The 23,615-nt window shown below is 61.1% G+C and carries 20 protein-coding genes; 11 read left to right on the top strand and 9 right to left on the bottom strand.

What is annotated here, in order from left to right; translation table 11 throughout:
* Positions 1-57 precede the first annotated feature (57 nt).
* Positions 58-315 (bottom strand): DUF4160 domain-containing protein, encoded by a 258-nt coding sequence (locus LJE91_07380; protein MCG6868544.1) that lies wholly within the window; start codon positions 313-315, stop codon positions 58-60.
* 247 nt (positions 316-562) lie between these two features.
* On the opposite strand from LJE91_07380, the gene LJE91_07375 reads away from it, so the two are divergent.
* From LJE91_07375 to pnp, 8 genes are all read left to right on the top strand, one after another.
* Positions 563-952 (top strand): hypothetical protein, encoded by a 390-nt coding sequence (locus LJE91_07375; GenBank protein MCG6868543.1) that lies wholly within the window; start codon positions 563-565, stop codon positions 950-952.
* Between the two features lie 209 nt (positions 953-1,161).
* Positions 1,162-1,629 (top strand): ribosome maturation factor RimP, encoded by a 468-nt coding sequence (gene rimP / locus LJE91_07370; protein ID MCG6868542.1) that lies wholly within the window; start codon positions 1,162-1,164, stop codon positions 1,627-1,629.
* Positions 1,630-1,791: 162 nt separating this feature from the next.
* The gene (gene nusA / locus LJE91_07365; GenBank protein MCG6868541.1) at positions 1,792-3,294 is read left to right on the top strand and encodes a transcription termination factor NusA; all 1,503 of its coding nucleotides are present in this window, start codon (positions 1,792-1,794) and stop codon (positions 3,292-3,294) included.
* Between the two features lie 25 nt (positions 3,295-3,319).
* Complete coding sequence (gene infB / locus LJE91_07360; protein MCG6868540.1) at positions 3,320-5,806, top strand: translation initiation factor IF-2; 2,487 nt, start codon at positions 3,320-3,322, stop codon at positions 5,804-5,806.
* Positions 5,807-6,307: 501 nt separating this feature from the next.
* Complete coding sequence (gene rbfA / locus LJE91_07355) at positions 6,308-6,661, top strand: 30S ribosome-binding factor RbfA (GenBank protein MCG6868539.1); 354 nt, start codon at positions 6,308-6,310, stop codon at positions 6,659-6,661.
* A 93-nt stretch (positions 6,662-6,754) separates the two neighbouring features.
* Positions 6,755-7,672, top strand: coding sequence for a tRNA pseudouridine(55) synthase TruB (gene truB, locus LJE91_07350; protein MCG6868538.1), 918 nt, complete (start codon positions 6,755-6,757; stop codon positions 7,670-7,672).
* A gap of 68 nt (positions 7,673-7,740) precedes the next feature.
* Entirely contained in the window at positions 7,741-8,010 is a 270-nt protein-coding gene (gene rpsO / locus LJE91_07345) for a 30S ribosomal protein S15 (protein MCG6868537.1), read from the top strand.
* Between the two features lie 40 nt (positions 8,011-8,050).
* Complete coding sequence (gene pnp, locus LJE91_07340; protein ID MCG6868536.1) at positions 8,051-10,132, top strand: polyribonucleotide nucleotidyltransferase; 2,082 nt, start codon at positions 8,051-8,053, stop codon at positions 10,130-10,132.
* A gap of 318 nt (positions 10,133-10,450) precedes the next feature.
* Here pnp and gluQRS read toward each other — a convergent pair whose 3' ends face one another.
* From gluQRS to LJE91_07320, 4 genes are all read right to left on the bottom strand, one after another.
* Positions 10,451-11,386 carry a tRNA glutamyl-Q(34) synthetase GluQRS gene (gene gluQRS / locus LJE91_07335; protein ID MCG6868535.1) on the bottom strand — a complete coding sequence of 312 codons (936 nt, stop codon included), beginning with the start codon at positions 11,384-11,386 and terminating at the stop codon, positions 10,451-10,453.
* Between the two features lie 74 nt (positions 11,387-11,460).
* Complete coding sequence (gene dksA / locus LJE91_07330) at positions 11,461-11,913, bottom strand: RNA polymerase-binding protein DksA (protein MCG6868534.1); 453 nt, start codon at positions 11,911-11,913, stop codon at positions 11,461-11,463.
* A gap of 306 nt (positions 11,914-12,219) precedes the next feature.
* Positions 12,220-15,330, bottom strand: coding sequence for an efflux RND transporter permease subunit (locus LJE91_07325; protein ID MCG6868533.1), 3,111 nt, complete (start codon positions 15,328-15,330; stop codon positions 12,220-12,222).
* Positions 15,331-15,367: 37 nt separating this feature from the next.
* A complete protein-coding gene (locus tag LJE91_07320) occupies positions 15,368-16,438 on the bottom strand; it encodes an efflux RND transporter periplasmic adaptor subunit (GenBank protein ID MCG6868532.1) in 1,071 nt (356 codons plus the stop codon).
* A gap of 128 nt (positions 16,439-16,566) precedes the next feature.
* Here LJE91_07320 and LJE91_07315 point away from each other — a divergent pair, with 128 nt between their 5' ends.
* Positions 16,567-17,385, top strand: a complete 819-nt coding sequence (locus tag LJE91_07315; GenBank protein ID MCG6868531.1) for an HAD family hydrolase — start codon at positions 16,567-16,569, stop codon at positions 17,383-17,385.
* On the opposite strand, the gene xseA is transcribed toward LJE91_07315, so the two are convergent.
* Positions 17,354-18,703: an exodeoxyribonuclease VII large subunit gene (gene xseA / locus LJE91_07310; GenBank protein ID MCG6868530.1), complete on the bottom strand. Its 1,350-nt coding sequence runs from the start codon at positions 18,701-18,703 to the stop codon at positions 17,354-17,356. The genes LJE91_07315 and xseA overlap by 32 nt on opposite strands.
* A gap of 114 nt (positions 18,704-18,817) precedes the next feature.
* Positions 18,818-19,174: a SoxXA-binding protein gene (locus LJE91_07305; protein MCG6868529.1), complete on the bottom strand. Its 357-nt coding sequence runs from the start codon at positions 19,172-19,174 to the stop codon at positions 18,818-18,820.
* A gap of 135 nt (positions 19,175-19,309) precedes the next feature.
* Here LJE91_07305 and guaB point away from each other — a divergent pair, with 135 nt between their 5' ends.
* Positions 19,310-20,770, top strand: coding sequence for an IMP dehydrogenase (guaB, locus tag LJE91_07300; GenBank protein ID MCG6868528.1), 1,461 nt, complete (start codon positions 19,310-19,312; stop codon positions 20,768-20,770).
* Between the two features lie 131 nt (positions 20,771-20,901).
* Entirely contained in the window at positions 20,902-22,476 is a 1,575-nt protein-coding gene (gene guaA / locus LJE91_07295) for a glutamine-hydrolyzing GMP synthase (protein MCG6868527.1), read from the top strand.
* A gap of 273 nt (positions 22,477-22,749) precedes the next feature.
* On the opposite strand, the gene LJE91_07290 is transcribed toward guaA, so the two are convergent.
* Both LJE91_07290 and LJE91_07285 read right to left on the bottom strand, forming a co-directional pair.
* Entirely contained in the window at positions 22,750-23,121 is a 372-nt protein-coding gene (locus tag LJE91_07290) for a helix-turn-helix transcriptional regulator (protein MCG6868526.1), read from the bottom strand.
* Complete coding sequence (locus LJE91_07285; GenBank protein ID MCG6868525.1) at positions 23,118-23,369, bottom strand: type II toxin-antitoxin system RelE/ParE family toxin; 252 nt, start codon at positions 23,367-23,369, stop codon at positions 23,118-23,120. The genes LJE91_07290 and LJE91_07285 overlap by 4 nt, the downstream gene beginning before the upstream one ends.
* Positions 23,370-23,615 lie beyond the last annotated feature (246 nt).

The raw sequence follows: 23,615 nt of genomic DNA, 5'->3' as shown, positions 1-23,615 counted from the left end.
CATTTTCTGCCACAACGTGAATAATGAAGCCTTCTTTTGGAATTACTTCTTGAATAATCATTGATCTAGCCCTCGTATAGGGAACGGCTTACTTCCGGCCACTGCCAACTGCCAATCAGCCATCAATTCTTCTTGGTGAATTTCTATCCAAGCCACCACAAGCTTTTGTTTCTTCTCGGGAAGTTCTCCGGCCAACACAGCGCCATCTTCTATCGCATAGACAGCGACCTGGCCCTGATATTCTGCATGGATGTGCGGAACATGGTGTTTGTCTGTGTCATAGAAGAACATCCTGATGAGGATGCCATAAAACATTGAGATTGTTGGTACTGCAATATCCCTCTGTTAATGCCGAACGCTGGAATCGGCGGCGCAGCGATAGCTGCGTCCGACTGAATTTGCTTACGTTAGGCAATCTGCTCAGGATCTCCATCTCAGCAATTTTTTATTGAAATCCTGCCTTAATTTTCGTTCGTCATCAAGGCGCGACATCAGGCGCATAGTCGAACGATGGAACGGTTGTCGCAACACGGAGGACGGACGAAAAGACAAGCGAGATGGTATGTCATTTGACAGAAATCGCCTGAGAGCAACCAGGCGGGACCAGGTCCGAGACTACGCCAGACACCTGGCGCGCTCGCACGAGGACGAACACCAGTGGCAGGCCCGCACGAACCGGGCAAGCCTCTACGCCGCGGCCATCGCCACCGGGAATGTCCTCACCCCGGCCGAACAGACCCAGGCCACCATTGACAGGATGACCGCATATCGCAGGACGCGTGCCCCCGCTACCAAACTATACCTGTCCGTGACGGGTATAATCCATCGTCTGGACTTGCCCCGTGCTCCGGGGGCGTTACGCGGCTTCTACGTTCCGGTTGGACAGGTCCAGGAATCCCGAGGGGAATTTCCTTTCTTTCCCGCCCATCGCCTTTTTGCTGTTGGTATGTGATGCCGTTCGGCGTATAATCCGGCCACGCTCACCGGGGTGGTGGTTACATCCCGCAGTGATAAGCTTGCGCTGCAAAGAGCCCCTGACCGGGGCTCTTTATCGTTAGGGAAGACGGATACGGGCATACATCAATCTGCCGAGCGATAAGAAATAAAGGGCCGAGTGCCCTTTTTTATTGACTGGATTTACGGGTCGCGGACTTGCTAGCAATGGCCATCGACTATCGTCACCTGCAGGCACTCGCTGAGCCGGTTGTGGAAGGACTCGGGTGCGAGCTGTGGGGCGTCGAGTTCGGTTCCGGCTCGGGGCATGATCTGCTGCGTGTCTATATCGACCGCGCGGGGGGCGTATCACTGGACGAATGCGAACGGGTCAGCCGCCAGTTGGGCGCGGTCCTGGATTTGGAGGACCCGGTCGGTGGGCCCTATACCCTGGAGGTGTCTTCACCGGGGATGGATCGTCCACTGCTCGAGCCTTCGCATTTCGCCCGAAACGTGGGACAACCCATCACGGTAAAGACCCGGGAGAGGATCGGGGGAAGGAGGAATTTCAAAGGCGCGTTGAGTGCATTCGATGAGGATCGGCTGGTAATCGAATGCGAGGACGGACCGGTGACGATACCGTATCGCGAGGTCGAACGTGCAAGGCTGGTGCCGGATTATTCGGAGGATCTGTAGTCCACGCCCCGCGGTCGGAACGACTGCGCCGCCGTAGCGGTGAGGGACTGAGGCCGGAGGCAATCTCCGCACGCAGTTTCATGCCGGTGACGGAATGAGCCTCTAAGAGCCTGTCGGCTTTAGGAACCGCAACGATGGGGCATGGACTGAGAGCGAATTGTTATGAACAAAGAAATTCTGCTGGTTGTCGACGCCGTCTCGAATGAGAAAGGTGTCGACAATGAGATCATTTTCGAGGCGATCGAAGCGGCGTTGGCATCGGCCACCCGCAAGAAGCACGGTAGCGAAATCGATGTACGGGTGCAGATCGACAGAACATCGGGCGAGTACGAGACGTTCCGGCGCTGGCAAGTCATCGACGACGAGGACCCGGAATTCGAATCGACCGAGCGACAGATCCTGGTGAGTTACGCGCGCCGGGACCACCCCGAGATCGAGGTCGGGGAATACATCGAGGCACCGATCGAGTCGGTCGAATTCGGCCGGATCGCGGCACAGACCGCCAAGCAGGTCATCGTACAGAAGGTCCGCGAGGCCGAGCGGGCGCGAATCGCCGAAGAGTATCAGAACCGCATCGGCACGCTGGTCATGGGCGAGGTCAAGCGTGTCGAACGTTCCGGTATCTATATCGATCTCGGCGGAAACGTCGAGGGTTTCGTTCCCAGGGAGGAGATGCTGCCGAGGGAATCGGTCCGTTCGGGAGATCGGTTGCGGGCCTTCATGAAGGAGGTGCGCACAGAGACGCGCGGGCCGCAGTTGATTCTGACGCGGACCAGCGACCCGTTTCTCATCGAGCTGTTCAAGCTGGAAGTCCCGGAGGTCGGGCAGGGCCTGATCGAGATCGTCGCGGCGGCCCGAGATCCCGGACTGCGGGCCAAGATCGCGGTCAAGTCGAATGATCCCCGGCTCGACCCGGTGGGGGCATGCGTCGGCATGCGCGGTTCGCGCGTCCAGTCGGTCTCCAACGAGCTGTCGGGAGAGCGGATCGACATCGTGATGTGGGACGAGAACCCGGCACAGTATGTCATCAACGCGATGTCACCGGCGGATGTGAAATCCATCGTTATGGACGAGGAGGCCCGCAGCATGGACATCGCAGTGGAGGAGGAGAAGCTGTCCCAGGCGATCGGACGCGGCGGGCAGAACATCAAGCTCGCAAGCCAGCTGATCCAGTGGAAGCTGAACGTCATGAACGAGGCCGAGGCCGACGAGAAGAGCGACTCCGAGGCGCGGGAGCTTCAGGGCTTGTTCATGGAGCGCCTCGACGTGGACGAGGAGATCGCGGCGATCCTGGTTCAGGAAGGTTTCTCCAGTCTGGACGAGGTTGCCTACGTCCCGAGGACGGAACTGCTCGAGATCGAGGAGTTCGACGAGGGCGTCGTCGACGAATTGCGCGGACGCGCGCGAGACGCACTGCTGACGCAGGCGATCGCCTCAGAGGAGGTGCTGGACGAGGCCCAGCCCGCCCAGGATCTTCTGGAGATGGAGGGGATGGATTCGGAGCTCGCCTACAGGATGGCAGCCAAGGGAATCCTCACCATGGAGGATCTTGCAGAACAATCCGTGGACGAGGTAATGGAGATCGATGGGTTGGACAAGGAGCGCGCTTCGGACCTGATCATGAAGGCGCGCGCTCCCTGGTTTGAACAAGAGGAGCAGGGGTGACTGACGGTCGCCGGAGGCAGGGTAAATGACGGAAGTCACGATCAAGCAGTTTGCAAGCGACGTGGATACGTCCGTGGACAAGTTGCTGGAGCAGCTGAAGACCGCTGGCATGCAGTTTTCGAATGCTGACGAGATGATCAGCGAGAAACAGAAGGAAAAATTGCTCGAGCACCTGCGGGGTGCGCATGGCAAGGAACCCAGGGGGCAGCGCAGCGAGATCACGCTGAAGCGCCGGAGTACCGGACGATTGCGCATCGCCGGGGGGCAGGGGAGACAGACCAAGACCGTCGATGTAGAGGTGCGCAAGCGTAGGACCTACGTCAAGCGTGATGCGGTCAAGGAAGAGGAGGCCAAGAAGCTCCAGGAAAGGCAGGAAGAGACCCGCGCCGCCGCGGAGCAGGCCGCGCGAGATGAAGCCGAGCGCAAGGCCGCCGAAGCGTTGCGGCGAAAGGCCGAGGAGGCCCGCAAGGCAGACCTGGAACGCAAGGCCGAGGAAGAGGAAAAGCGCAAGAAGGAAGCCGAGGAGGTAGCCCGCCGAGCCGAGGAAGAGCGCAAGGCCAAGGAGGCGCAGAAGGCCAGACGCTCCAGGAAGACAACCCCGAAGGGGCAAGAAGGAGGGGGCGACGAGGCCCGCTCCGGACGAAAAGAGCAACTGCATGTCGCTAGTGACAAACGCGGCCGGCGCAAACCGAGGCGGAAGTCCGTTAAGGTGGTTGCCTCGGGCAAACACCGGTTCGAGAGGCCCACCGCGCCGGTCATCAAGGAAGTCGTCATTCCCGAGACCATCACCGTCGCCGAGCTTGCCCAGAAGATGGCGGTCAAGGCGCCTGAGGTGATCAAGGTCCTCATGGGGATGGGTGTCATGGCCACGATCAACCAGCCCATCGAACAGGATACTGCGATGCTGGTCGTGGACGAGATGGGGCACAAGGCCAAGCGGTACGAAGTCGAGGACATCGAGACCAAACTCTCCAGACAGGAACCCGCAGAGGGCGAGCTAGGACCCCGACCACCGATCGTCACCATCATGGGACACGTCGATCACGGCAAGACCTCGATCCTCGACTACATACGCCGCACACGGGTCGCGGACGGGGAAGCCGGCGGGATCACGCAGCACATCGGGGCCTACCACGTGGAGACCGACAAGGGGGTAGTCACGTTCCTGGATACACCGGGGCATGCCGCCTTCACGGCCATGCGCGCGCGCGGCGCCCAGGTCACCGATGTCGTCATTCTGGTGGTTGCGGCTGACGATGGCGTGATGCCGCAGACAAAGGAAGCGATCCAGCACGCAAAGGCCGCCGGGGTGGCGTTGGTGGTCGCCGTCAACAAGATCGACAAACCGGAAGCCGATCTCGATCGCGTAAAGAACGAGTTGGCCGCCCAACAGATCATTCCCGAGGACTGGGGTGGAGACTACATGTTCCTGCCCGTATCGGCCAAAACCGGGGAGGGGATCGACGAACTGCTGGATGCCTTGCTGCTGCAGGCCGAAATGCTGGAGCTAAGGGCCGGTGCAGATGGGCCGGCGCAGGGCGTGGTGATCGAGTCCAGTCTCGACAAGGGTCGGGGGCCGGTCGCAACCGTACTCGTGACCAGCGGTGTACTGCGGCCCGGCGACCTGATTCTCAGCGGGCAGGAATTCGGGCGCGTTCGGGCGTTGTTCGACGAGAACGGAAAACTGGTGAAGTCAGCTGGTCCTTCCACGCCGGTGGTCGTGCTCGGGCTATCGGGCGCGCCGAATTCCGGTGAAGAGGTGGTGGTGGTCGTCGACGACGAACGCAAGGCGCGGGAAGTCGCAGATTCGAGGAAGGAGAAACAGCGCGACTCGAAGCTGGCGAGACAGCAGGCCGCAAGGCTGGACAACCTGTTCTCTAACATGGCCGATGGTGAGGTCGCGCAGGTCAACATCATGATCAAGGCGGACGTCCAGGGCAGCGCCGAGGCGTTGAGGGACTCACTGGAGAAACTTTCCACCGACGAGGTTCGGGTAAAGATCGTGTCTGCGGGTGTCGGCGGGATCAATGAGTCGGATGTGACACTGGCCGAGGCATCCCGCGCGATCCTGATCGGGTTCAACGTGCGTGCGGACGCTTCGGCGCGGCGTGCGGTGGCGGATTCCGGGATCGACATGCGTTACTACAGTGTCATCTACGAGGTCATCGACGACGTCAAGTCGGCCATGCAGGGCCTGCTTTCGCCCGAGCTCCGCGAGGAGATCGTGGGCCTGGCGGAGGTCAAGGATGTTTTCAGATCCTCGCGCATGGGAGCGGTCGCGGGCTGCATAGTCGTGGAGGGCGCCGTCAAGCGGGGTAACCCGATCCGGGTACTGAGGGACAACGTGGTCATTTACGAGGGCGAGCTCGAATCCCTGCGCCGCTTCAAGGACGATGTCGACGAGGTTCGGGCGGGTACCGAATGCGGTATCGCGGTCAAGAACTACAACGACGTCAAGGTGGCTGACCATATCGAGGTGTTCGAGCGCATTGTCGTGGACCGGGTCCTGTAAGGCGATTGCCGGAAAATGGCATACCAGATCGCGCCGGGTGAGCTGCGAAGCAGTGAACGGCTTGGGCAGGAAGCCCAAGACCGGTGCACAAGCAAAGCAGGGACAGCGCCGCGCCGGGATCGTTCGTCATCAAGGCGCGACAACAGGCGCATAGTCGATCTATGTCACTGCTGTCGCAACACAGAGGACGGACGAAAAGACAAGAAAGATGTTGTGTCATTTGACAGAAAGCGCCTAAGGCGATTGCCGGAAAATGACGTACCAGATCGCGCCGGATTTTCGTTCGTCATCAAGGCGCGACAACAGGCGCATAGTCGATCTATGTCACTGCTGTCGCAACACAGAGGACGGACGAAAAGACAAGCAGGATGGTATGTCATTTGACAGAAATCGCCTAAGTTCCGTCAATGGGAGTGAAATCGGCGATGTGGCCACAAGGCTCTGTCCCAGTCAGGCCCGGGTCGATACGCCGTGCGGGTTTTGCCGCGTCCGGAGGGTAATATGCCGCGGGAATTTTCGAGGACATTACGTGTCGGTGAACAGATCCATCGCGAGCTTGCGAGGATTATCCGGGACAGCGTCAAGGATCCGAGGGTCAAGGGGGTTACCCTGATCGACGTCGAGGTATCCCGGGACCTGGCTCACGCCCGGGTGTACTACTCGATCCTCGGCGAGGAGAACGATCCGGCGGACATCCAGGCCGGCCTCGACAGCGCGGCGCCGTATCTGCGCAGGGAGATCGGAAAGACCATGAGGACGCGCGTGACCCCGGAGCTACGCTTCGTTTACGACCAATCCGAACTGCGCGCCAACCGGCTGGAGGCGTTGATCGCCTCGGAACTTCGCAGGCACTAGGCCTGCGGGCAGGGGAGGCCGGTTTGGCGGGGGGTCGAACGGGCGGAGCGCTTCTCAAACTCGGTAACGGGCGTGCCACGCACGGCAAAGGATATGGCAAGACACAGGAAGAATCTGAGGAACGTCCACGGCATTCTGGTGTTGGACAAGCCGGTGGGGATTTCCTCCAATGCAGCGCTTCAGGACGTCAAGCGACTTTTCCGGGCGAGGAAGGCCGGCCACACCGGCAGCCTGGATCCGATTGCCAGCGGACTGCTGCTCATCTGCTTTGGTGAGGCCACCAAGCTATCGGCGTTCCTCCTTGAGGCAGACAAGCGCTATCTGGCGGAATGCACGCTCGGTATCCGCACCACCACGGGCGATGTGGAAGGCGAGGTGATGCAACGGCGCGAGCCCGGCAACATCCCGGAATCGCGTATCCGTGATGTACTTTGCAGGTTTACCGGGGTCATCGAGCAGGTGCCCCCGATGTATTCGGCACTGAAGCACAAGGGCAAGCGCCTCTACGAGCTGGCGCGCGAGGGCCTGGAAGTCGAGCGGACACCCAGAGAGGTTCGAATACGGCTGCTGGACCTCGTTTCGTTTGACGGTGAAAGATTGACGCTGGATATCGAATGTTCCAAGGGAACGTACATCAGAACGCTTGCCGAAGACATCGGCGAGGCACTGGGTTGCGGTGCGCACGTCACGAGATTGCGACGCACGGGCCTGGGTCCGTACGCGGAGTCCGACATGGTCGGTATGGATCGTCTCCGGGAACTCGCCAATGAAGGGACGACGGCGCTTGACGAGTCCCTGCAGCCGCTCGATTCCGCGTTGTCGACCCATCCGGGGCTGGTGTTGAACAACGACCTGGCCTATTACGCGCGTACGGGGCAGCCGGTGCTGGTTCCCGGCGCACCGGTGGATGACCTGGTACGGCTTTACGACGAGCACAATGTGTTTCTCGGGATCGGCAGGATACTCGACGACGGTCGCGTAGCACCGAAGCGGCTCGTATTCATTGACTAACATTTCGTCGGTCGGAGACACATGTTAAAATTCGCCGATTGTTCTTCCGCTAAGTTCAGGAGTCAGGAATGTCACTTGATTCGGCCGCAAAGGGTCAGGTAATTGAGAAGTATCAACGGGCCGGTAACGATACCGGTTCGCCCGAGGTTCAGGTTGCCCTGCTGTCGGCACGGATCACCGAGTTGACACGGCACTTCAGTACGCACAAACACGATCACCATTCAAGGCATGGGTTGCTGAAGATGGTCAACGCGCGAAGGAAACTACTCGACTATCTGAAGCAAAAGGACCAGGGCCGCTATCAGGAACTGATCGCGTCACTCGGCCTGCGTCGCTAGACGTACTCTTCAACTGGCTTTCATTCAACAGGAATTAGACGTGGAACCCGTAAAGAAAAGTTTCAAGTACGGTGACCACACCGTGACGCTGGAGACCGGGGAAATCGCCCGGCAGTCGAGCGGTGCGGTGATGGTGAACATGGCGGAAACCGTAGTGCTGGTCACGGCGGTCGGTTCAAAGGACGCGATCGAGGGCCGGGACTTCTTCCCGATGACCGTGGACTACCAGGAGCGGACCTACGCAGCGGGCCGCGTTCCCGGCGGGTTCTTTCGACGCGAGGGGCGTCCCAGCGAAAAGGAAATCCTCACCTGTCGTCTGATCGACAGGCCCCTGAGACCACTGTTCCCGAAGGGTTTCACCAACGAGGTCCAGATCGTCGCTACGGTGCTTTCCCTCAACAACGAGATCGACGCGGACGTACCGTCCATCCTCGGCGCATCCGCGGCGCTGGCGCTCTCCGGGTTGCCGTTCGCGGGGCCTGTCGGGGCCGCGCGGGTTGGATATATCGGTGGAGACTATGTTCTCAGCCCGACCGCGACCCAACTAATGGAATCGAAACTGGACCTGGTCGTGGCGGGCACCGAGAGTGCGGTTCTGATGGTGGAGTCCGAGGCAAGCGAGCTGAGTGAGGAGGCCATGCTCGGCGCGGTGATGTACGGGCACGAGCAGATGCAGACCGCGATCGGCGCCATCCGGGAGCTTGCCGCCGAAGCAGGCAAGTCGGCCTGGAACTGGACCCCTGCCGAACGCGATGAATCACTGAAGGCGGCTGTGGATGCGGCCTGTGCCGACGATCTGGGCGCGGCCTATCGGATCGCCGACAAGCTCGAGCGTCAGGAGCGTGTCTCGGAGGTCCGCGCCAGTGCCATTGAAAAGCTGGTTTCGGACGGTGGCGCCGGGGAGAAAGACGTGCGTGAGGTCTTCTCGTCCGTGGAGAAGGACATTGTCAGAGGACGTATCCTGAACGGGGAGCCCCGTATCGACGGACGCGATAGCGTGACCGTCCGTCCGATCACCATTCGTACCGGCGTACTGTCGAGGACCCATGGTTCGGTCCTGTTTACGCGTGGTGAAACACAGGCCCTGGTGGTGACGACCCTGGGAACCGACCGGGATGCACAGATCATCGACGCGCTGGAAGGCGAACGCCGTGAGCCCTTCATGCTTCACTACAATTTCCCCCCCTATTGCGTCGGCGAGACCGGACGCGTGGGATCACCCAAACGACGCGAGATCGGCCACGGCCGCCTGGCCAAGCGTGGTGTCGCCGCTGTCATGCCGTCAAGCGAGACCTTTCCCTACGTGATCCGCGTGGTGTCCGAGATCACGGAATCGAACGGCTCCAGCTCGATGGCCTCTGTCTGCGGAACGAGCCTCTCGCTGATGGACGCTGGCGTCCCCATCAAGGCCCCGGTGGCTGGTATCGCGATGGGCCTGATCAAGGAAGGCGACCGATATGCCGTGCTCACCGATATCATGGGCGACGAGGACCATTTGGGCGACATGGATTTCAAGGTTGCAGGGACATCCGACGGCATCACGGCGCTGCAGATGGACATCAAGATCGACGGAATCACCCGGGAAATCATGGAGGGAGCCTTGGCTCAGGCGCGTGATGCCCGCATGCATATCCTCGAGCGCATGAACAGTGCCATTTCGGCGCCGCGCGAGGAAATGTCCGAGTATGCGCCCCGCTATATCACCATGAAGATCCATCCGGACAAGATCCGGGACGTCATCGGCAAGGGCGGGGTGACGATACGCTCCATTACCGAGGAAACGGGTGCGACGATCGATATCGAAGACAGCGGTTACGTGAAGATCGCCTCGGTCGACAAGGGCGCCGGAGAGGAGGCCAGAAAGCGCATCGAGCAGATCACGGCGGATGTCGAGGTCGGGAGTACTTATGACGGCCGGGTCGTGAAGATCATGGATTTCGGCGCGTTTGTGACCATCCTGCCCGGCAAGGACGGGCTGGTGCACATCTCGCAGATCTCCGACGAGCGCGTGGCCAATGTCTCGGACAAGCTTTCCGAAGGGGACGTGGTCAAGGTGAAGGTGCTCGAGGTGGACAAGCAGGGGCGAATCCGCCTCAGCATGAAGGCAGTTGGCCAGAACTGAGCGTAGTCACATCGGATAGCCGAATAGGAAGGGGCCTCTTGGCCCCTTTTTTTGATTTGGTCAGGCGATTGCCGGAAGATGGCATACCAGATTGCGCCGGGTGAGCTGCGAAGCAGTGAACGGCTTGGGCAGGAAGCCCAAGACCGGTGCCCAAGCAAAGCAGGGACAGCGCCGCGCCGGGATCGTTCGCCATCAAGGCGCGACAACAGGCGCAAAGCCCGGCATACCCGTTTTTCTCAGGGTGCTGCGCTTTAGCTTTCGCAGCAGGTACCCCCCCGTTGCGCAGCCACCATGCCGGGGTGAAGTCGCTTTTGCGAATCACGTCGGTTCTCCGTACGGCTTCAGGTCATGCCCCAGGATCTTGCTCTCGCATCGAGGAAGGTCTTGCGCGCGCCAATATGCCAGCGCCCAGCGCCAGATCTCGCTGACCGGCGCACCAATCAGTGACTCAGGCGGCGCCTGATCGAGAAACTTCAGCGCTTCGAGCAATGGCGGCCCCGGATTGTCGAGTGGCAGGGCCTGCGCGCCGGTCTGTTTGCTGAGCTTTCCGCCCTGGGTATTTGCCACGACCGGGACGTGGAGATACCGGGGCGTTTGCAGGCCCAGCAGGTGTTGGAGATGGATCTGGCGGGGTGTGGAGGAAAGAAGGTCCGATCCACGAACCACGTCGGTCACGCCCTGCCAGGCATCGTCCACCACCACCGCGAGCTGGTAGGCGTAGTAGCCGTCTCTGCGGCGCACGATGAAGTCGCCGACCTCGGATTCCAGCTCCTGCTCCACCAGACCCAGATTGAGATCCTTAAAGCGTATCGGCTTGTTGTTTGTCCGGATCCGAACGGCGAACTCGTCAAGATCGGAAGCGGTCCCGGAGCGGCAGGTCCCCGGATAGATCGGACCGTGCGTGCCGGCTGTCGCGGTCTCGATGAGACTCCTTCGGGAACAGCCGCAGCGATAGGTGAGATCGCGGGATTCCAGGACCTCCAGCGCTGCGCCGTAGGCACGGGCCCGGCGGCTCTGCAACACGACCGCTCCGTCCCATTCAAGGCCATAGGCCTCCAGGGCCTCGAGGATCATGCCGGTTGCACCCGGGACCTCCCGCGGCGGGTCGAGGTCTTCGATCCTGAGAAGCCAGCGACCGTTTCGCGATCGCGCCTCCAGGTAGCTGGCTACCGCCGTGACGAGGGATCCGAAATGTAGCGGTCCGGTCGGTGAGGGGGCAAACCGCCCGACGTACCGGGAAGTCGTCGTTTCCATCCGGGACGGTTTCCGGGGACGTGGTTCGAAGACCCACTGTAAATTGCGGCCCCTTCGGGCAGACGCCGGTCTCTTCAGGCCCTGGTCTGCTTTTCCTTGACTTCCTCGAGCGTCTTGCAATCGATGCAGAGCGTCGCGGTGGGCCTGGCCTCTAGCCGTCGGATGCCGATATCGACACCGCAGGCCTCACAATAACCGTACTCGTCATTGTCGATCAGGACGAGAGATTCGTCGATCTTCTTGATCAGCTTTCGTTCCCGGTCCCTGGCCCGGAGTTCGAGGGCGAATTCCTCTTCCTGGGTGGCTCGGTCAGCCGGGTCCGCGAAATTGGATGCATCGCTCTTCATGTGGTCGACGGTCCGGTCCACTTCCTCCATCAGCTGCTTTTTCCAGGTTGTCAGGATGTTGCGAAAGTGGTCCTTCTGAGCGTCGCCCATGTACGGCTCGTCCTTCTTGATCTTGTACGGCTCGACACTGGGCACTGTCTGCACAGGGGCCTTGTTGCTCCGTTCTTCTGATGGTGGCACTAGGATTACTCCTATACAATATATTAAGTAGTTACCGCGTTAAGGCGATTGCCGGAAAATGACATACCAGAGCGCGCCGGATTTTCGTTCGTCATCAAGACGCGACAACAGGCGCATAGTCGAACTATGCAACGGTTGTTGCAACACAGAGGACGGACGACAAAGACAAGCAGGATGGTATGTCAATTGACAGAAATCGCCTAAGATCAGTAATTATAGAAATTCTCGCCGAACCGGTCATACACCTTGTCTCCCCGACCGGACTGCAGCGCTGGAAAAGCGGAAAAAATAAAAGCGCCCTTAATATCAGGTCTCGGTAGCCGGTGCAAGCGCGTGAGCAGAAACATGATGCGGCCGCATGAACAGCCGGTACAGCAGGGGAATGACGAACAGTGTCAAACAGGTCGAAACGACCAGGCCCCAGACGATCGCCGTGGCGACAGGGCCCCACAACAGGGAATGCCCACCCAGGCCGGTCGCGAGTGAAAACAGGCCCGCAATGGTCGTCAGCGAGGTGATCAGGATCGGAATGACGCGTCGTCGCGCGGCATAGAGCGTGGCGTGCAGCACGGACATCCCTGCCGCCAACCGGGCATTGGCTGCGGAGATCAGCACGATCGCCGCATTGACGGAGATACCGGCGAGCGCGACGACGCCGTACATGGTGAAAAGGCTCAGCGGATTGCCGGTGATGAACAACCCGGCGACAACGCCCGTGAAGGCCATCGGCACCGTGACCAGTATCATCAGGGGCTGGAAATAACTGCGGAACTGGGTCCCGAGGATCGCATACATCAGCCCGATCCCGAACAGGAAAAGGCTGAAGATGGCGTCCATGCTTTCCTGGATATCGTCGAGTTCCCCGGAGAAATCCAGACTGATATTGGGGTATCGGTCGCTCACCGCCTCCCAGGACTCGAGAATCGTGTTGTTCGCCGCAACCGTGTCGATGCGCTGCTTGTCGATGTCCGCCTCGACGGTGATTGCCCGCCGAAAATTGTAGTGCCGGATATTGATGAGGCCGAGTTTCAGGTTCGAGTCCATCAGCGCACGCAGCGGGATCTGCCGGCCATCCGTGGTCGGCAACGTGACGAACAGCAATTCGGTGATGTCGTCGATATCCCGTGGACGGGCGCGCAGACGCACCTCGAGTTCTTCGCCCTGATCCTGCATGCTGGCAACCACCTCGCCGTCGACCAGCATACGCACGGCGCGCGCGATCTCCAGGGGATCGACTCCGGCCCTGCGCGCGGCGTCGTGATTGATCTTCATCACGAGCTCCATCTGCCCCGGGCTGTCGTCGTCGCTGATGTCGCGGATGGCATCATTACCGCGCATGATGTCCTGAAGCGCTCCGGCGGCCTTGCGTATCGTCTCGATCTGGTCCCCGCGGACCTTGATGTTGATGGGTTTGGACGTCGGCGGGCCGCCGGCGAGCCGGAGAAAACTCAACTTGGTCGGGCCCGGCGTCGTCGAGACGTCTGAGCGCATGGACTCGATCATCTCATCGACGCTGCGAAGTCCCTCGGCACGCGGATTCAATGCCACCAGGATCTGACCGAGATGCTTGCCCTGGCGGGGCGCGGTCTCCGTGAACATCTCTCCGGCGTAGCTCACGATGGAGCGGGCTTCGTCGGGACGGACGTGTGTACGTACCCGCGCCTCGACCTCCAGGGTCTTGGCCAGGGTCTCCTCGAGCGGTGTGCCGGCGGACATTTCGACATTGACGTAGAACAGGCGCACAGGATCGGAGGCGAAGAACTCCATCCGGATCTGGCCGCTGAACACTGCCGCGAGCGCCAGCACGAACAGCATCGCGATGCTGGCGAGGGTAGTCTTCGGATACCGCAGGACCTTGACGAGAAAGCGGGTGTACTTGACGCGAATGAAGTGCAGGAACCGAAGGCGGCGGCTGTGGATGCGGGACGGCCGGGCGAAGGAGACGTTCGCCGCGATGATGTGGGAAGGCAGCATCCAGTACGCCTCGACGAGGCTGATCGAAAGCGCCGAGGACACCACCAGGGGAATGATCAGCATGTACTTTCCGAGTATGCCCGGTAGTAGCATCAGCGGGACAAACGCCGCGATGGTGGTGAGGACGGCAGTGGTCACCGGCGCGATCACCTCGCGCAGGGATTCCAGCGAGGCGCGCATCGCATCCTGCCCGGCCTGCAGGCGGTAGAAGATGCCTTCGACCACGACGACGGCATCGTCCACGAGCATGCCGAGGCTGATGACGACGCCGAGCAGGACAGTGACGTTCAGTGTCTGGTCGATGCCCGCGAGAAACCAGAAGGTCGCCGCCAGGATGAAGGGGATACCGACAGAGGTGAGTATGGCGATCCGGCTGCCGAGAAACACCCAGGTGACGAACAGCACCAGGAACAGACCGAGCAGTGCGTTTCGCTGCATGATGTTCAGGGCGTTGCGGGTGATCTCTGTCTGATCGTCGGCCAGTACCAGGGTCACGCCGGTCTTGGCGCGCAGGCGGTTGCGCTCCTCGACGTAGGCGTTGATGCGCTCCACGAGCTCGAGGGTGTTGGCGCTGCCTTTCTTCGTCACGGCAAGCATGATGGCCGGGCGGCCTTCGTGGCTGATCAGGTGCTCTGGCTTCTCGCGCCCGCGGACGACGTCGGCAACGCTTTCGAGCGGGATCTCGCCGGCCGGCGTGGAGACGGGAAGCCGGGCCAGATACCCCGGGTCACTGTCGGTCCCGACCAGCCGAACGAGCCAGTCCTGGTCACCCACGGAGACTGAGCCACCGGAGATGTCGCGAAAGTAGGCTGCGACGGAGTCGGCGAGACGTACGGGGCTGATGCCGAGTCCTTCAAGGCGTTCGGGATAAAAGAGAATCTGCAGTTCCGGTTCCGCCAGTGCGGTGTCCATCACCCGGTCCACACCCTTCATCCGTTCGATGTCCTTCTTGACGAGTTCCGCCTGACGCCGAAGGTTCTCGTCATTGGCAGGACCGGTCACCAGTACGGTGGCGGACGGGAAGGCGTTCGAGGATGTGATCTCGAAGATAAAGGGATCCTCGGCCTCTTCCGGCAGTTCGTCCTCCTTGTTCTGGATTTCGCGGCGCAGGTCGGTGATCCGCTTGTTAAATGTCGTCTCGTCGATGTCGTCGTTGAATCGGACCAGGATGTTGGACACGCTGGCGTGGCTGTTGCTGGAAACGAACTTGATATCGGAGACAGTCCGAATAGCGTCCTCGAGGATATCGGTGACCCGTTTCTCCATGTCCTCGGCGGAGGCGCCGGGCATGACGGTGGTGATGTCGATCCAGTTGAAGTTGATCGTGGGGTCCTGTTCGCGCGGTAGCTGCTTGTAGGAGAGGAATCCCATGAGCAGCACGAGCACGAACACCAGATTGGCCAGTACGTGATTCGCGTAAAGTCGACGAAGGAAGATGTCCATGCGGGTCGGGCCTCTGAACGCGACGACACGTCCGGGTTCAGTTGGTGACGACGAGCGCGTCGCCGTCCTGTACTCCGAAGCGTCCATCGACGATGATCATCGTCGACGACGGTAGATCCACGGGAACGGGCCGGCCCTCCAGCGCCCCCGGGACGGGGAGGAAGCGGGCGTGGGAGTCGTTGGAGACCATGAGCCCGAGCTGATTGTCCCGTCTGACGATCAGGCTGGCCGGCACGTGGGGTATGGGCTCCGCCCAGACCAGTCTGCCGGGTGTCCCGGGCAGGGCCGGTTCGTCGCTGAACAGCAGGCGGACCTCGCGATTGCGCGCCAGGGTGTCCACGGCGGGCGTGACCGCACGAAGACGAAGTGGGAACGTTTTGTCTTCGGCCTCGAACCAGAGTTCGGTCGCGGCCTGCAGGCTTCCGACCCGTTGTACAGGCACCTGCGCGGAGACCTCGAGCGATGCGCTGTCGAGCATGCGTACCACGTTTGCCCCCATCTCCGCCCTGGCCCCGACGCCCACCATCCTATCCAGGATCACACCGTCGAACGGCGCGGTGATCCGACATCGGGACACGTCCAGCGCCGCTCGTTCAACCGAAGCCTGGGCCGCGGCCAGTGAGGCCCGCGCGGTTTCGACGTCCGTTTCGCGCTGATTGAGGGTCTCCATCGACAGGTTCTTCTGTTGGGCGAGCTTGCGGGCCCGTTCCAGTTGTTTCTTTGCCAGGTTGAGCCTGGCGGAGTCCCCCGTCAGTGCGGCCTCAGCGCGACGCGCTTCAAGCAAATAGTCCGCACAATCCAGTTCCACGAGCATGTCCCCGCGCTCGACGGTGTCGCCCACCAGAACGGGGATATCCGCCACCCGGGCAGTGATCTCGGCGCTGATCAGGCTCTCGTTGAGACTCACCGCGGTGGCGGGCGCCGAGTACCTTGGTTGGTAGACGAGTTCTTCGAGCGGTCTTGTTATGACGTGATGCGGGCCCGCTTCGGTGTCCGCGGCGGCCGTGACCGGTCCGCTGAAAGCAAGCGCCGAGACAAGCAACGTCGTACAAAGCAGGAGTCCACCGGACGCGATGACTCGATCAGACAGGTACAATCGCGCGGTCATTTCGATTTTTGCGGTCCACGTCAGGTCGGCCATGCTTGCAGGTCTGATCCGCATTGCCCCTGAGCGGCAGTTGCGGACAGGAACGGGCGCCGGAAAAGCTGGACTGAAAATGGTTATGTAATTTGTCAATGAACGAACTTAACACATTGATATTTGATGTAGATGGTACGCTGTCTGAAACCGAACGCGATGGCCACCGGGTTGCTTTCAACCAGGCGTTCCAGGCGATCGGTCTGGACTGGCACTGGAATGTCGCCGACTACGGACAGCTCCTGGCCGTATCCGGTGGAAAGGAGCGAATCCATCATTATATCCAATCCCACGAGTCGGAGATGCCGGCTGTTTCCGATCGGGAGGCCTTTGTTCAGGACATCCATGCGCTGAAGACCCAACGGTATATCGCGTTGCTTAAGGCCGGCGAAATCGGTTTGAGGCCCGGAATTGAGCGGGTATTGCGCGAGGCGAGGCAGGCGGGAGTCAGGCTTGCGATTGCGACTACGACGACGGCCGAGAACGTTCGGGTCCTGCTCGAGTGCAACCTGGGACCCGACTCGCCGGAGTGGTTCGACGAGATCGGCGCCGGGGACGTCGTCGATCGAAAAAAGCCCGCGCCGGACATCTACCGGTATGTCTGTGCCCGACTCGGTGTCGAACCGCGCGGGTGCCTCGCCATCGAGGATTCACGCAACGGGCTGCGCTCGGCCCGCGCGGCGGGCCTGCCCGTTCTGGTAACGCCCGGTTGCTATACCCGGGGTGAGGATTTCACCGGTGCGCTCGCCGTGGTCGACGGGTTTGGGACGCCCGACGCGGCATCCACTGTCCTGAGCGGCCCACCGCTTCGCGGACCGGTTGTCGACCTTGCGTTCCTGCGCGAACTGCGGGCCTCGGCCCGTGCCCGAATAACCTTTGCGCCGCCTAGTCGTCCGTCACCGCCTGCCAGCCGGTGACCCGTGCGTCGAGAAGTTCCCGGGCCAGTCGGATGGTCACGTCCTCACTGTCGCCGAAATCGTTGTGCGTGCGAACGATGCTCCCGTCGCCGGCGGTCACGATCGCATAACCGCGCTCCAGGGTTTCCATCGGCCCCACGGCAATCAGTGTCCGTCGCTTGCGCTTCAGATCCGCGGCGACGCCCTCGAGAAAGCGCCTCATTGCCGCATGCAAACGCTGCTCGAGCCCCGGTAGCACCCCACTCGCCAGGCCCAAACGGTGTACCGGGGAAACGGTAGCGAGCTGTGCGCGCAGGCGGGCGAGTGCATCGGAGCGGTTGCGAAGCGAATGACCGATGGCCAGGACCAGGCGTCTTTCCAGGTCGTCCAGCCGCAAGCCATGTTGTTGCAGGCGCGCCTCGGGGTGTTCGCGCCCGAGCCGGCCCTCGAGCTGACGCAACGCGAGGCGATGCCGCTCCAGCCAGGATATGCTGATGGTGCGCAGCCGGGTCCTCAGCTGCGCAATTCGCTGCAACAACTCGGACGTATCGGGACTCACCATTTCGGCTGCCGCCGAAGGCGTCGGCGCTCGCCGGTCGGCGACGAGATCTGCAATGGTGAAATCGATCTCGTGGCCCACCGCGCTGATGACAGGCACGGTGCAATCATGGATTGCCTGTGCGACGACCTCCTCGTTGAACGGCCAGAGGTCCTCCAGGGATCCTCCACCCCGGGTGAGAATGATGACATCGCATTCGCCGTGGTCTTCCGCCGCACGAAGTGCCGCAACAATACCTGGTGCGGCGGCCGCGCCCTGCACGGGTGTGGGGAAAACGATAACCGGCATGGCGGGGTAGCGACGGTACAGTACGCTGAGTACGTCCCGCACCGCCGCACCACTGGTGGAGGTGACCACACCGACACAGCACGGAAAGGTCGGCGGGGCACGCTTGCGCGCCTGATCGAACAGCCCCGCCGCGGCCAGTTTGCGTTTCAGCGCCTCGAAGCGCCTGTGCAGCTCGCCGCTGCCCAGCGGCTCCATGTGTTCGACACTGAGTTGATACTCTCCGCGGTTTTCGTACAAGCTGACCCTGGCGCGCAGCAGCACGTGCAGACCGTCCTCGGGCTCGAATTCCAGCAACACATTGCGGCTGCGGAACATCGCGCATCGCACCTGTGCCAGCTCATCCTTAAGGGTGAAGTAAAGGTGGCCGGAACGCGCTCGGACGCAGTTGGAGATCTCTCCCTCGACCCACAGCAGCGGAAATTCCCCGAGAAGCAGCTCGCGAACTTCCCGGTTCAGGCGGCTGACGGAGTAGACGTCGGCGTCTCGGTTCATGTCAGGAGACATCATGCAGAGAAAAAAGCCAGGGTGCGCACAGAACAAAGCCGGGGTGGCCCCGGCTTGCTTGCCATTCAAACTCCCGGCGTACCGGGTTGAATCGGGCGGGATTCAGAAGCGCGGACCGGCGTCCTTCTGTCCCTTGCCCTGCGCGTAGCCGTTTTCTCCCTGCTTCATCGCTTTGTTGGCCAGCTTGGTTGCGGCCGCGTAGTCACCCTTGGCAGCGGCTTCTTCGGCCTGGGAGATCAATTCGCCCGTATCGCGCCATTCGCTATCGACGGAGGCTGCCTTCTTCTCAGCTTCCATTGCCGCCTTGATGGCCTTTTCGTAGTCCGACTTGCCTGCGGATCCGGATGCGGCCATGGCGGTGGCGCCGGAGGCGCTCGAAGCGGGTTTGTCCTTCGAGGCGCAGGTTGCGGAAGCGACGGCCATCAGTACGATGGCCGCAATGGTGAGTTTGGATGTCATATTCTCCTCCAGAGGTGCAAATGGGGCCGCTTGTTTTCAGCTGCCTCGTGTACCAGGGGCGTATAGATACCCGTTTACCATCCCAAGGTCAAACCCTATAATGACCGGTCATTTCAAAGCCGGCACCGCCTACCGATGCGTATTAACCAGGAAGCCCTGACATTCGACGACGTCCTGCTGGTCCCGTCCCACTCGCAGGGGCTACCCCGGGACGCTCAGCTCGGCACACGAGTTACGCGCAACATCGACCTGAACCTCCCGCTGATGTCGGCGGCCATGGACACGGTCACCGAAGCGCGCCTGGCCATCGCGATGGCCCAGGAAGGCGGGATCGGCGTCGTCCACAAGAACCTGACTCCAACCGAGCAGGCGCACGAAGTCCATCAGGTGAAGAACTACGAAACCGGTGTCATCACCGAGCCGATCACGGTGAGTCCCGACATCAGTATCCGCGAGGTGCTGGAGATCACACGTTCGAAAAAGATCTCCGGTGTGCCGGTGGTGCTGGGCGAGGACCTGGTCGGGATCGTCACCGCCCGCGACCTGCGTTTCGAGACCCGGATGGACGATCCGGTCTCCAAGGTGATGACACCGAAGGAGAAGCTGGTAACCGTGCGGGAGGGCGCCGGGCGTGACGAGGTGCGCCATCTGCTCCACGAGCATCGGATCGAAAAGGTGCTGGTGGTCAACGACCAGTTTCATCTGCGTGGCATGATTACGGTCAAGGACATACAGAAGTCGACGGACTTCCCCTTCGCCTGCAAGGACGATCGGGGCCGGTTGCGCGTCGGGGCGGCCGTCGGGGCGGGTGTCGGGACCGAGGAACGTGTTGAGGCCCTGGTGGCTGCGGGGGTCGACGTGCTGGTGGTCGATACCGCACATGGTCATTCACAGGGCGTGCTTGACCGGGTCGCCTGGGTCAAGCGAACCTACCCGGACGTCGAGGTGATCGGCGGCAATATCGCCACGGCAGATGCGGCGCAGGCACTGCGTGACGCCGGCGCTGATGCGGTCAAGGTCGGGATCGGGCCGGGTTCGATCTGCACCACCCGCATCGTCGCGGGGGTCGGGGTGCCACAGATCACGGCGATAGCCGATGTGACCGACGCGCTGCAGGGATCGGGGGTGCCCGTCATCGCAGATGGCGGTATCCGTTTCTCGGGCGATCTCGCCAAGGCGATCGCCGCCGGCGCCAACGTCGTCATGATCGGCAGCCTGTTTGCCGGAACGCGCGAGGCCCCGGGCAAGGTCGAACTCTTTCAGGGGCGCTCCTACAAGGCCTATCGCGGTATGGGTTCGCTGGGCGCGATGCAGCAGGGTTCCTCGGACCGCTACTTTCAGGAGGGCGCGGACGACGCCCGCAAGCTGGTTCCGGAGGGCATCGAGGGCAGGGTTCCCTATAAGGGGTCGTTGACCGCGATCATCCATCAACTGATGGGCGGATTGCGATCCAGTATGGGTTATGTCGGCTGCGCGACAATCGACGAGATGCGCACCCGCCCGCAATTCGTGCGCGTTTCGGGGGCCGGCATGCGTGAGAGTCACGTCCACGATGTCACCATCACCAAGGAAGCGCCGAACTATCGCATCGATTGATCCCGCCGGTTCCGGTGAACCGGCATCGCTGCGATGCGTTTCTCGTCCCGCTCGAAACGCGCTGCACGCACCTGCCGCGACCCGCTGAGAACGCGTTTCCAGTGAATCCTCCCACCCGGTGACACCCTACCGTGCAGAACATTCACGCCGACAAGATCCTGATCATCGACTTTGGTTCCCAGTACACCCAGCTCATCGCCAGGCGCGTAAGGGAAGCCGGGGTCTACAGCGAGATCCATCCCTGGGACATGGAGACCGACGCCATCGAGGCGTTCGGCGCGCGCGGTATCGTTCTCTCGGGCGGACCCGAGTCGGTCATGGAGGGTGCGCCCCCCGAGGCGCACCCGATCCTGTTCGACCTGGGCGTGCCGGTGCTGGGCATCTGCTACGGCATGCAGACCATGGCCAGTCAGCTCGGCGGCCGGGTGGAAACCTCCGACAAGCGCGAGTTCGGTTACGCAAAGGTCGCGGCGCATGCCCATACCCGCCTGCTCAGCGATATCGAGGACGAGACCTCGAGTGAAGGCATCGGTCTGCTGGATGTCTGGATGTCACACGGCGACCGTGTCTGCGCGCTGCCGCCGGGATTCACCGTGATGGCGGTCACCGGCAACTCCCCGATCGCCGGGATGGCGGATGACAGTCGCGGGTTCTACGGAGTCCAGTTCCATCCCGAGGTGACACACACCCGCCAGGGGCAGCGGATCATCAATCGTTTCGTACACGAGATCTGCGGATGCGCCGGCCTGTGGACGCCCGGAAACATCATCGAGGACAGCATTCAACGCATCCGCGAGCAGGTGGGGGACGAGGAGGTCGTACTCGGCCTGTCGGGCGGAGTGGATTCTTCCGTGGTCGCTGCCCTGCTTCACAGGGCGATCGGTGCTCGGCTCATCTGCGTCTTCGTGGACAACGGGTTGCTGCGTCTGCACGAGGGGGATCAGGTAATGGCGACCTTCGCGCAGCATATGGGCGTGAACGTCGTGCGCGCCGACGCCGAGCAGCGGTTCCTGCAGGCGCTGGACGGCGTCGAGGATCCCGAACGGAAGCGCAAGATTATCGGCAACACCTTCGTCGAGATCTTCGAGGAGGAGGCACGCAAGCTCACAAATGCCCGCTGGCTGGCACAGGGGACGATCTACCCGGACGTCATCGAGTCCGCCGGGGCCAGGACCGGAAAGGCACAACTGATCAAGTCGCATCACAACGTCGCCGGGTTGCCGGAGGACATGGCCCTGAAACTGCTCGAACCCCTGAGGGAACTGTTCAAGGACGAAGTCAGACGCATCGGTGTCGAACTGGGTCTGCCGTCGGAGATGGTGTACCGGCATCCCTTTCCCGGGCCTGGGCTCGGGGTGCGGATACTCGGTGCGGTACGCAAGGCGTACGCGGACCTGTTGCGCCAGGCAGACGACATCTTCATCTCGGAACTCCGCGCCCACGACCTCTATGACAAGGTCTCCCAGGCCTTCGTGGTGTTCATCCCGGTCAAGTCGGTCGGCGTGATGGGTGACGGACGGCGCTACGACTTTGTGGTGGCCCTGCGTGCCGTGGAGACCATCGATTTCATGACCGCCCGCTGGGCACACCTGCCGTACGAGTTTCTCGAGACCGTCTCGCGGCGCATCATCAACGAGATCGATGGAATCTCCCGCGTCGCCTACGACATCTCGGGTAAGCCGCCGGCGACCATCGAGTGGGAGTGACTGGAATCACCAGGCAATGTCTGGCACTGGCTAGCATCTACGTCTATAAGAGTTCGTGGGCAGCATGTCCCACTTGTCAGCGGGATGCGCCACCGCTTTGGAGTTTCTAGGAGCCTGTCGGACTTATCGCGTAACCCATTGTTTTGGCGGCACTTTATCACGCACACGAATTGCCCTAAATTAGAGCTAAATCAATCAGTTAGCCGTCAAAGTCCGACAGGCTGCTAGGCTGCAATTGACCATTCGATGTTGCTTAATTCTTCTATACCTTCTTTACACCAAGTCATCTATATCTACTTCCAGGACGTTGGCAATAGCCTTGTAGGCATCAATTCGTCCTTCTCTTTTGCCGGTCTCTATCTGTGCGATATACGCCTGTGATAGTCCTGCAGCCTCAGCCAGGGCGACCTGGGACATGCCTCGGTACTCACGCCATACCTTCACCGCGTTCACATTGGCCAGCAGTGAATCTGCGATATCAGACGGCACCAGTTCATCCTCACCTGCCGCCAGTGCGGCCTCGGCCTTATCAAAGGCAGCCACATCGTCCAGCATTTCGACTTTTTCGATTAACGCCCGATAGTCGGCAATTGGCACCACTGCATACACAGGTATGCCATCGTTCTCAATGATCTGTACGCTCATTTGTAGATACCTCCACGAGGGCCAACATCCAACACAATAACTGTTACCTGCTCGCCTTCAAACTTGTAAACGCCACGATACCCGCCAATCCGCAGCCGGTAACCTTCGCGACCAGCCAGTTTTTTGACATCCCATTGGCCACGGTTATCAGCGATTTCTTGAAATGCAGTACGGAACTGGTCAACTAAGTTCGCGGGCAGTTTCCGAAGCCCCTTAATCGCTTTCCTGCTGTACTGCACTGTGCTCATGGGTAATATATAGCAAAATGCTATATTCGTGTCAATCTAAGTTATTGCTAACAGCTAGCTATAGTGTCTTGCGGCTCGGCAAAATTCTAATCTTCTCTTTCCGGACCTTATATTCCGCACCCATCCGGCACGAATATTTCGAATTATTCCGCCCCCGCTAGCCGGCACGAGGAACGTGGGTAAAACAGCTATCGGGCACGTGTAAGGCTCTTAGGAACGCCTTCTGGGTGGGTGATAGTGGGTGTG

Source organism: Gammaproteobacteria bacterium (assembly GCA_022340215.1).
Lineage (GTDB): Bacteria > Pseudomonadota > Gammaproteobacteria > JAJDOJ01 > JAJDOJ01 > JAJDOJ01.
This window is presented reverse-complemented; position numbering and strand designations above follow the sequence as displayed.

Bases quoted from the DNA above. Each gene is read 5' to 3' on its own strand.
- LJE91_07380 (MCG6868544.1), bottom strand. From the start codon at position 315: ATGTTTTATGGCATCCTCATCAGGATGTTCTTCTATGACACAGACAAA.
- LJE91_07375 (MCG6868543.1), top strand. From the start codon at position 563: ATGTCATTTGACAGAAATCGCCTGAGAGCAACCAGGCGGGACCAGGTC.
- rimP (MCG6868542.1), top strand. From the start codon at position 1,162: ATGGCCATCGACTATCGTCACCTGCAGGCACTCGCTGAGCCGGTTGTG.
- nusA (MCG6868541.1), top strand. From the start codon at position 1,792: ATGAACAAAGAAATTCTGCTGGTTGTCGACGCCGTCTCGAATGAGAAA.
- infB (MCG6868540.1), top strand. From the start codon at position 3,320: ATGACGGAAGTCACGATCAAGCAGTTTGCAAGCGACGTGGATACGTCC.
- rbfA (MCG6868539.1), top strand. From the start codon at position 6,308: ATGCCGCGGGAATTTTCGAGGACATTACGTGTCGGTGAACAGATCCAT.
- truB (MCG6868538.1), top strand. From the start codon at position 6,755: ATGGCAAGACACAGGAAGAATCTGAGGAACGTCCACGGCATTCTGGTG.
- rpsO (MCG6868537.1), top strand. From the start codon at position 7,741: ATGTCACTTGATTCGGCCGCAAAGGGTCAGGTAATTGAGAAGTATCAA.
- gluQRS (MCG6868535.1), bottom strand. From the start codon at position 11,386: ATGGAAACGACGACTTCCCGGTACGTCGGGCGGTTTGCCCCCTCACCG.
- LJE91_07325 (MCG6868533.1), bottom strand. From the start codon at position 15,330: ATGGACATCTTCCTTCGTCGACTTTACGCGAATCACGTACTGGCCAAT.
- LJE91_07320 (MCG6868532.1), bottom strand. From the start codon at position 16,438: ATGACCGCGCGATTGTACCTGTCTGATCGAGTCATCGCGTCCGGTGGA.
- LJE91_07315 (MCG6868531.1), top strand. From the start codon at position 16,567: ATGAACGAACTTAACACATTGATATTTGATGTAGATGGTACGCTGTCT.
- xseA (MCG6868530.1), bottom strand. From the start codon at position 18,703: ATGAACCGAGACGCCGACGTCTACTCCGTCAGCCGCCTGAACCGGGAA.
- LJE91_07305 (MCG6868529.1), bottom strand. From the start codon at position 19,174: ATGACATCCAAACTCACCATTGCGGCCATCGTACTGATGGCCGTCGCT.
- guaB (MCG6868528.1), top strand. From the start codon at position 19,310: ATGCGTATTAACCAGGAAGCCCTGACATTCGACGACGTCCTGCTGGTC.
- LJE91_07290 (MCG6868526.1), bottom strand. From the start codon at position 23,121: ATGAGCGTACAGATCATTGAGAACGATGGCATACCTGTGTATGCAGTG.
- LJE91_07285 (MCG6868525.1), bottom strand. From the start codon at position 23,369: ATGAGCACAGTGCAGTACAGCAGGAAAGCGATTAAGGGGCTTCGGAAA.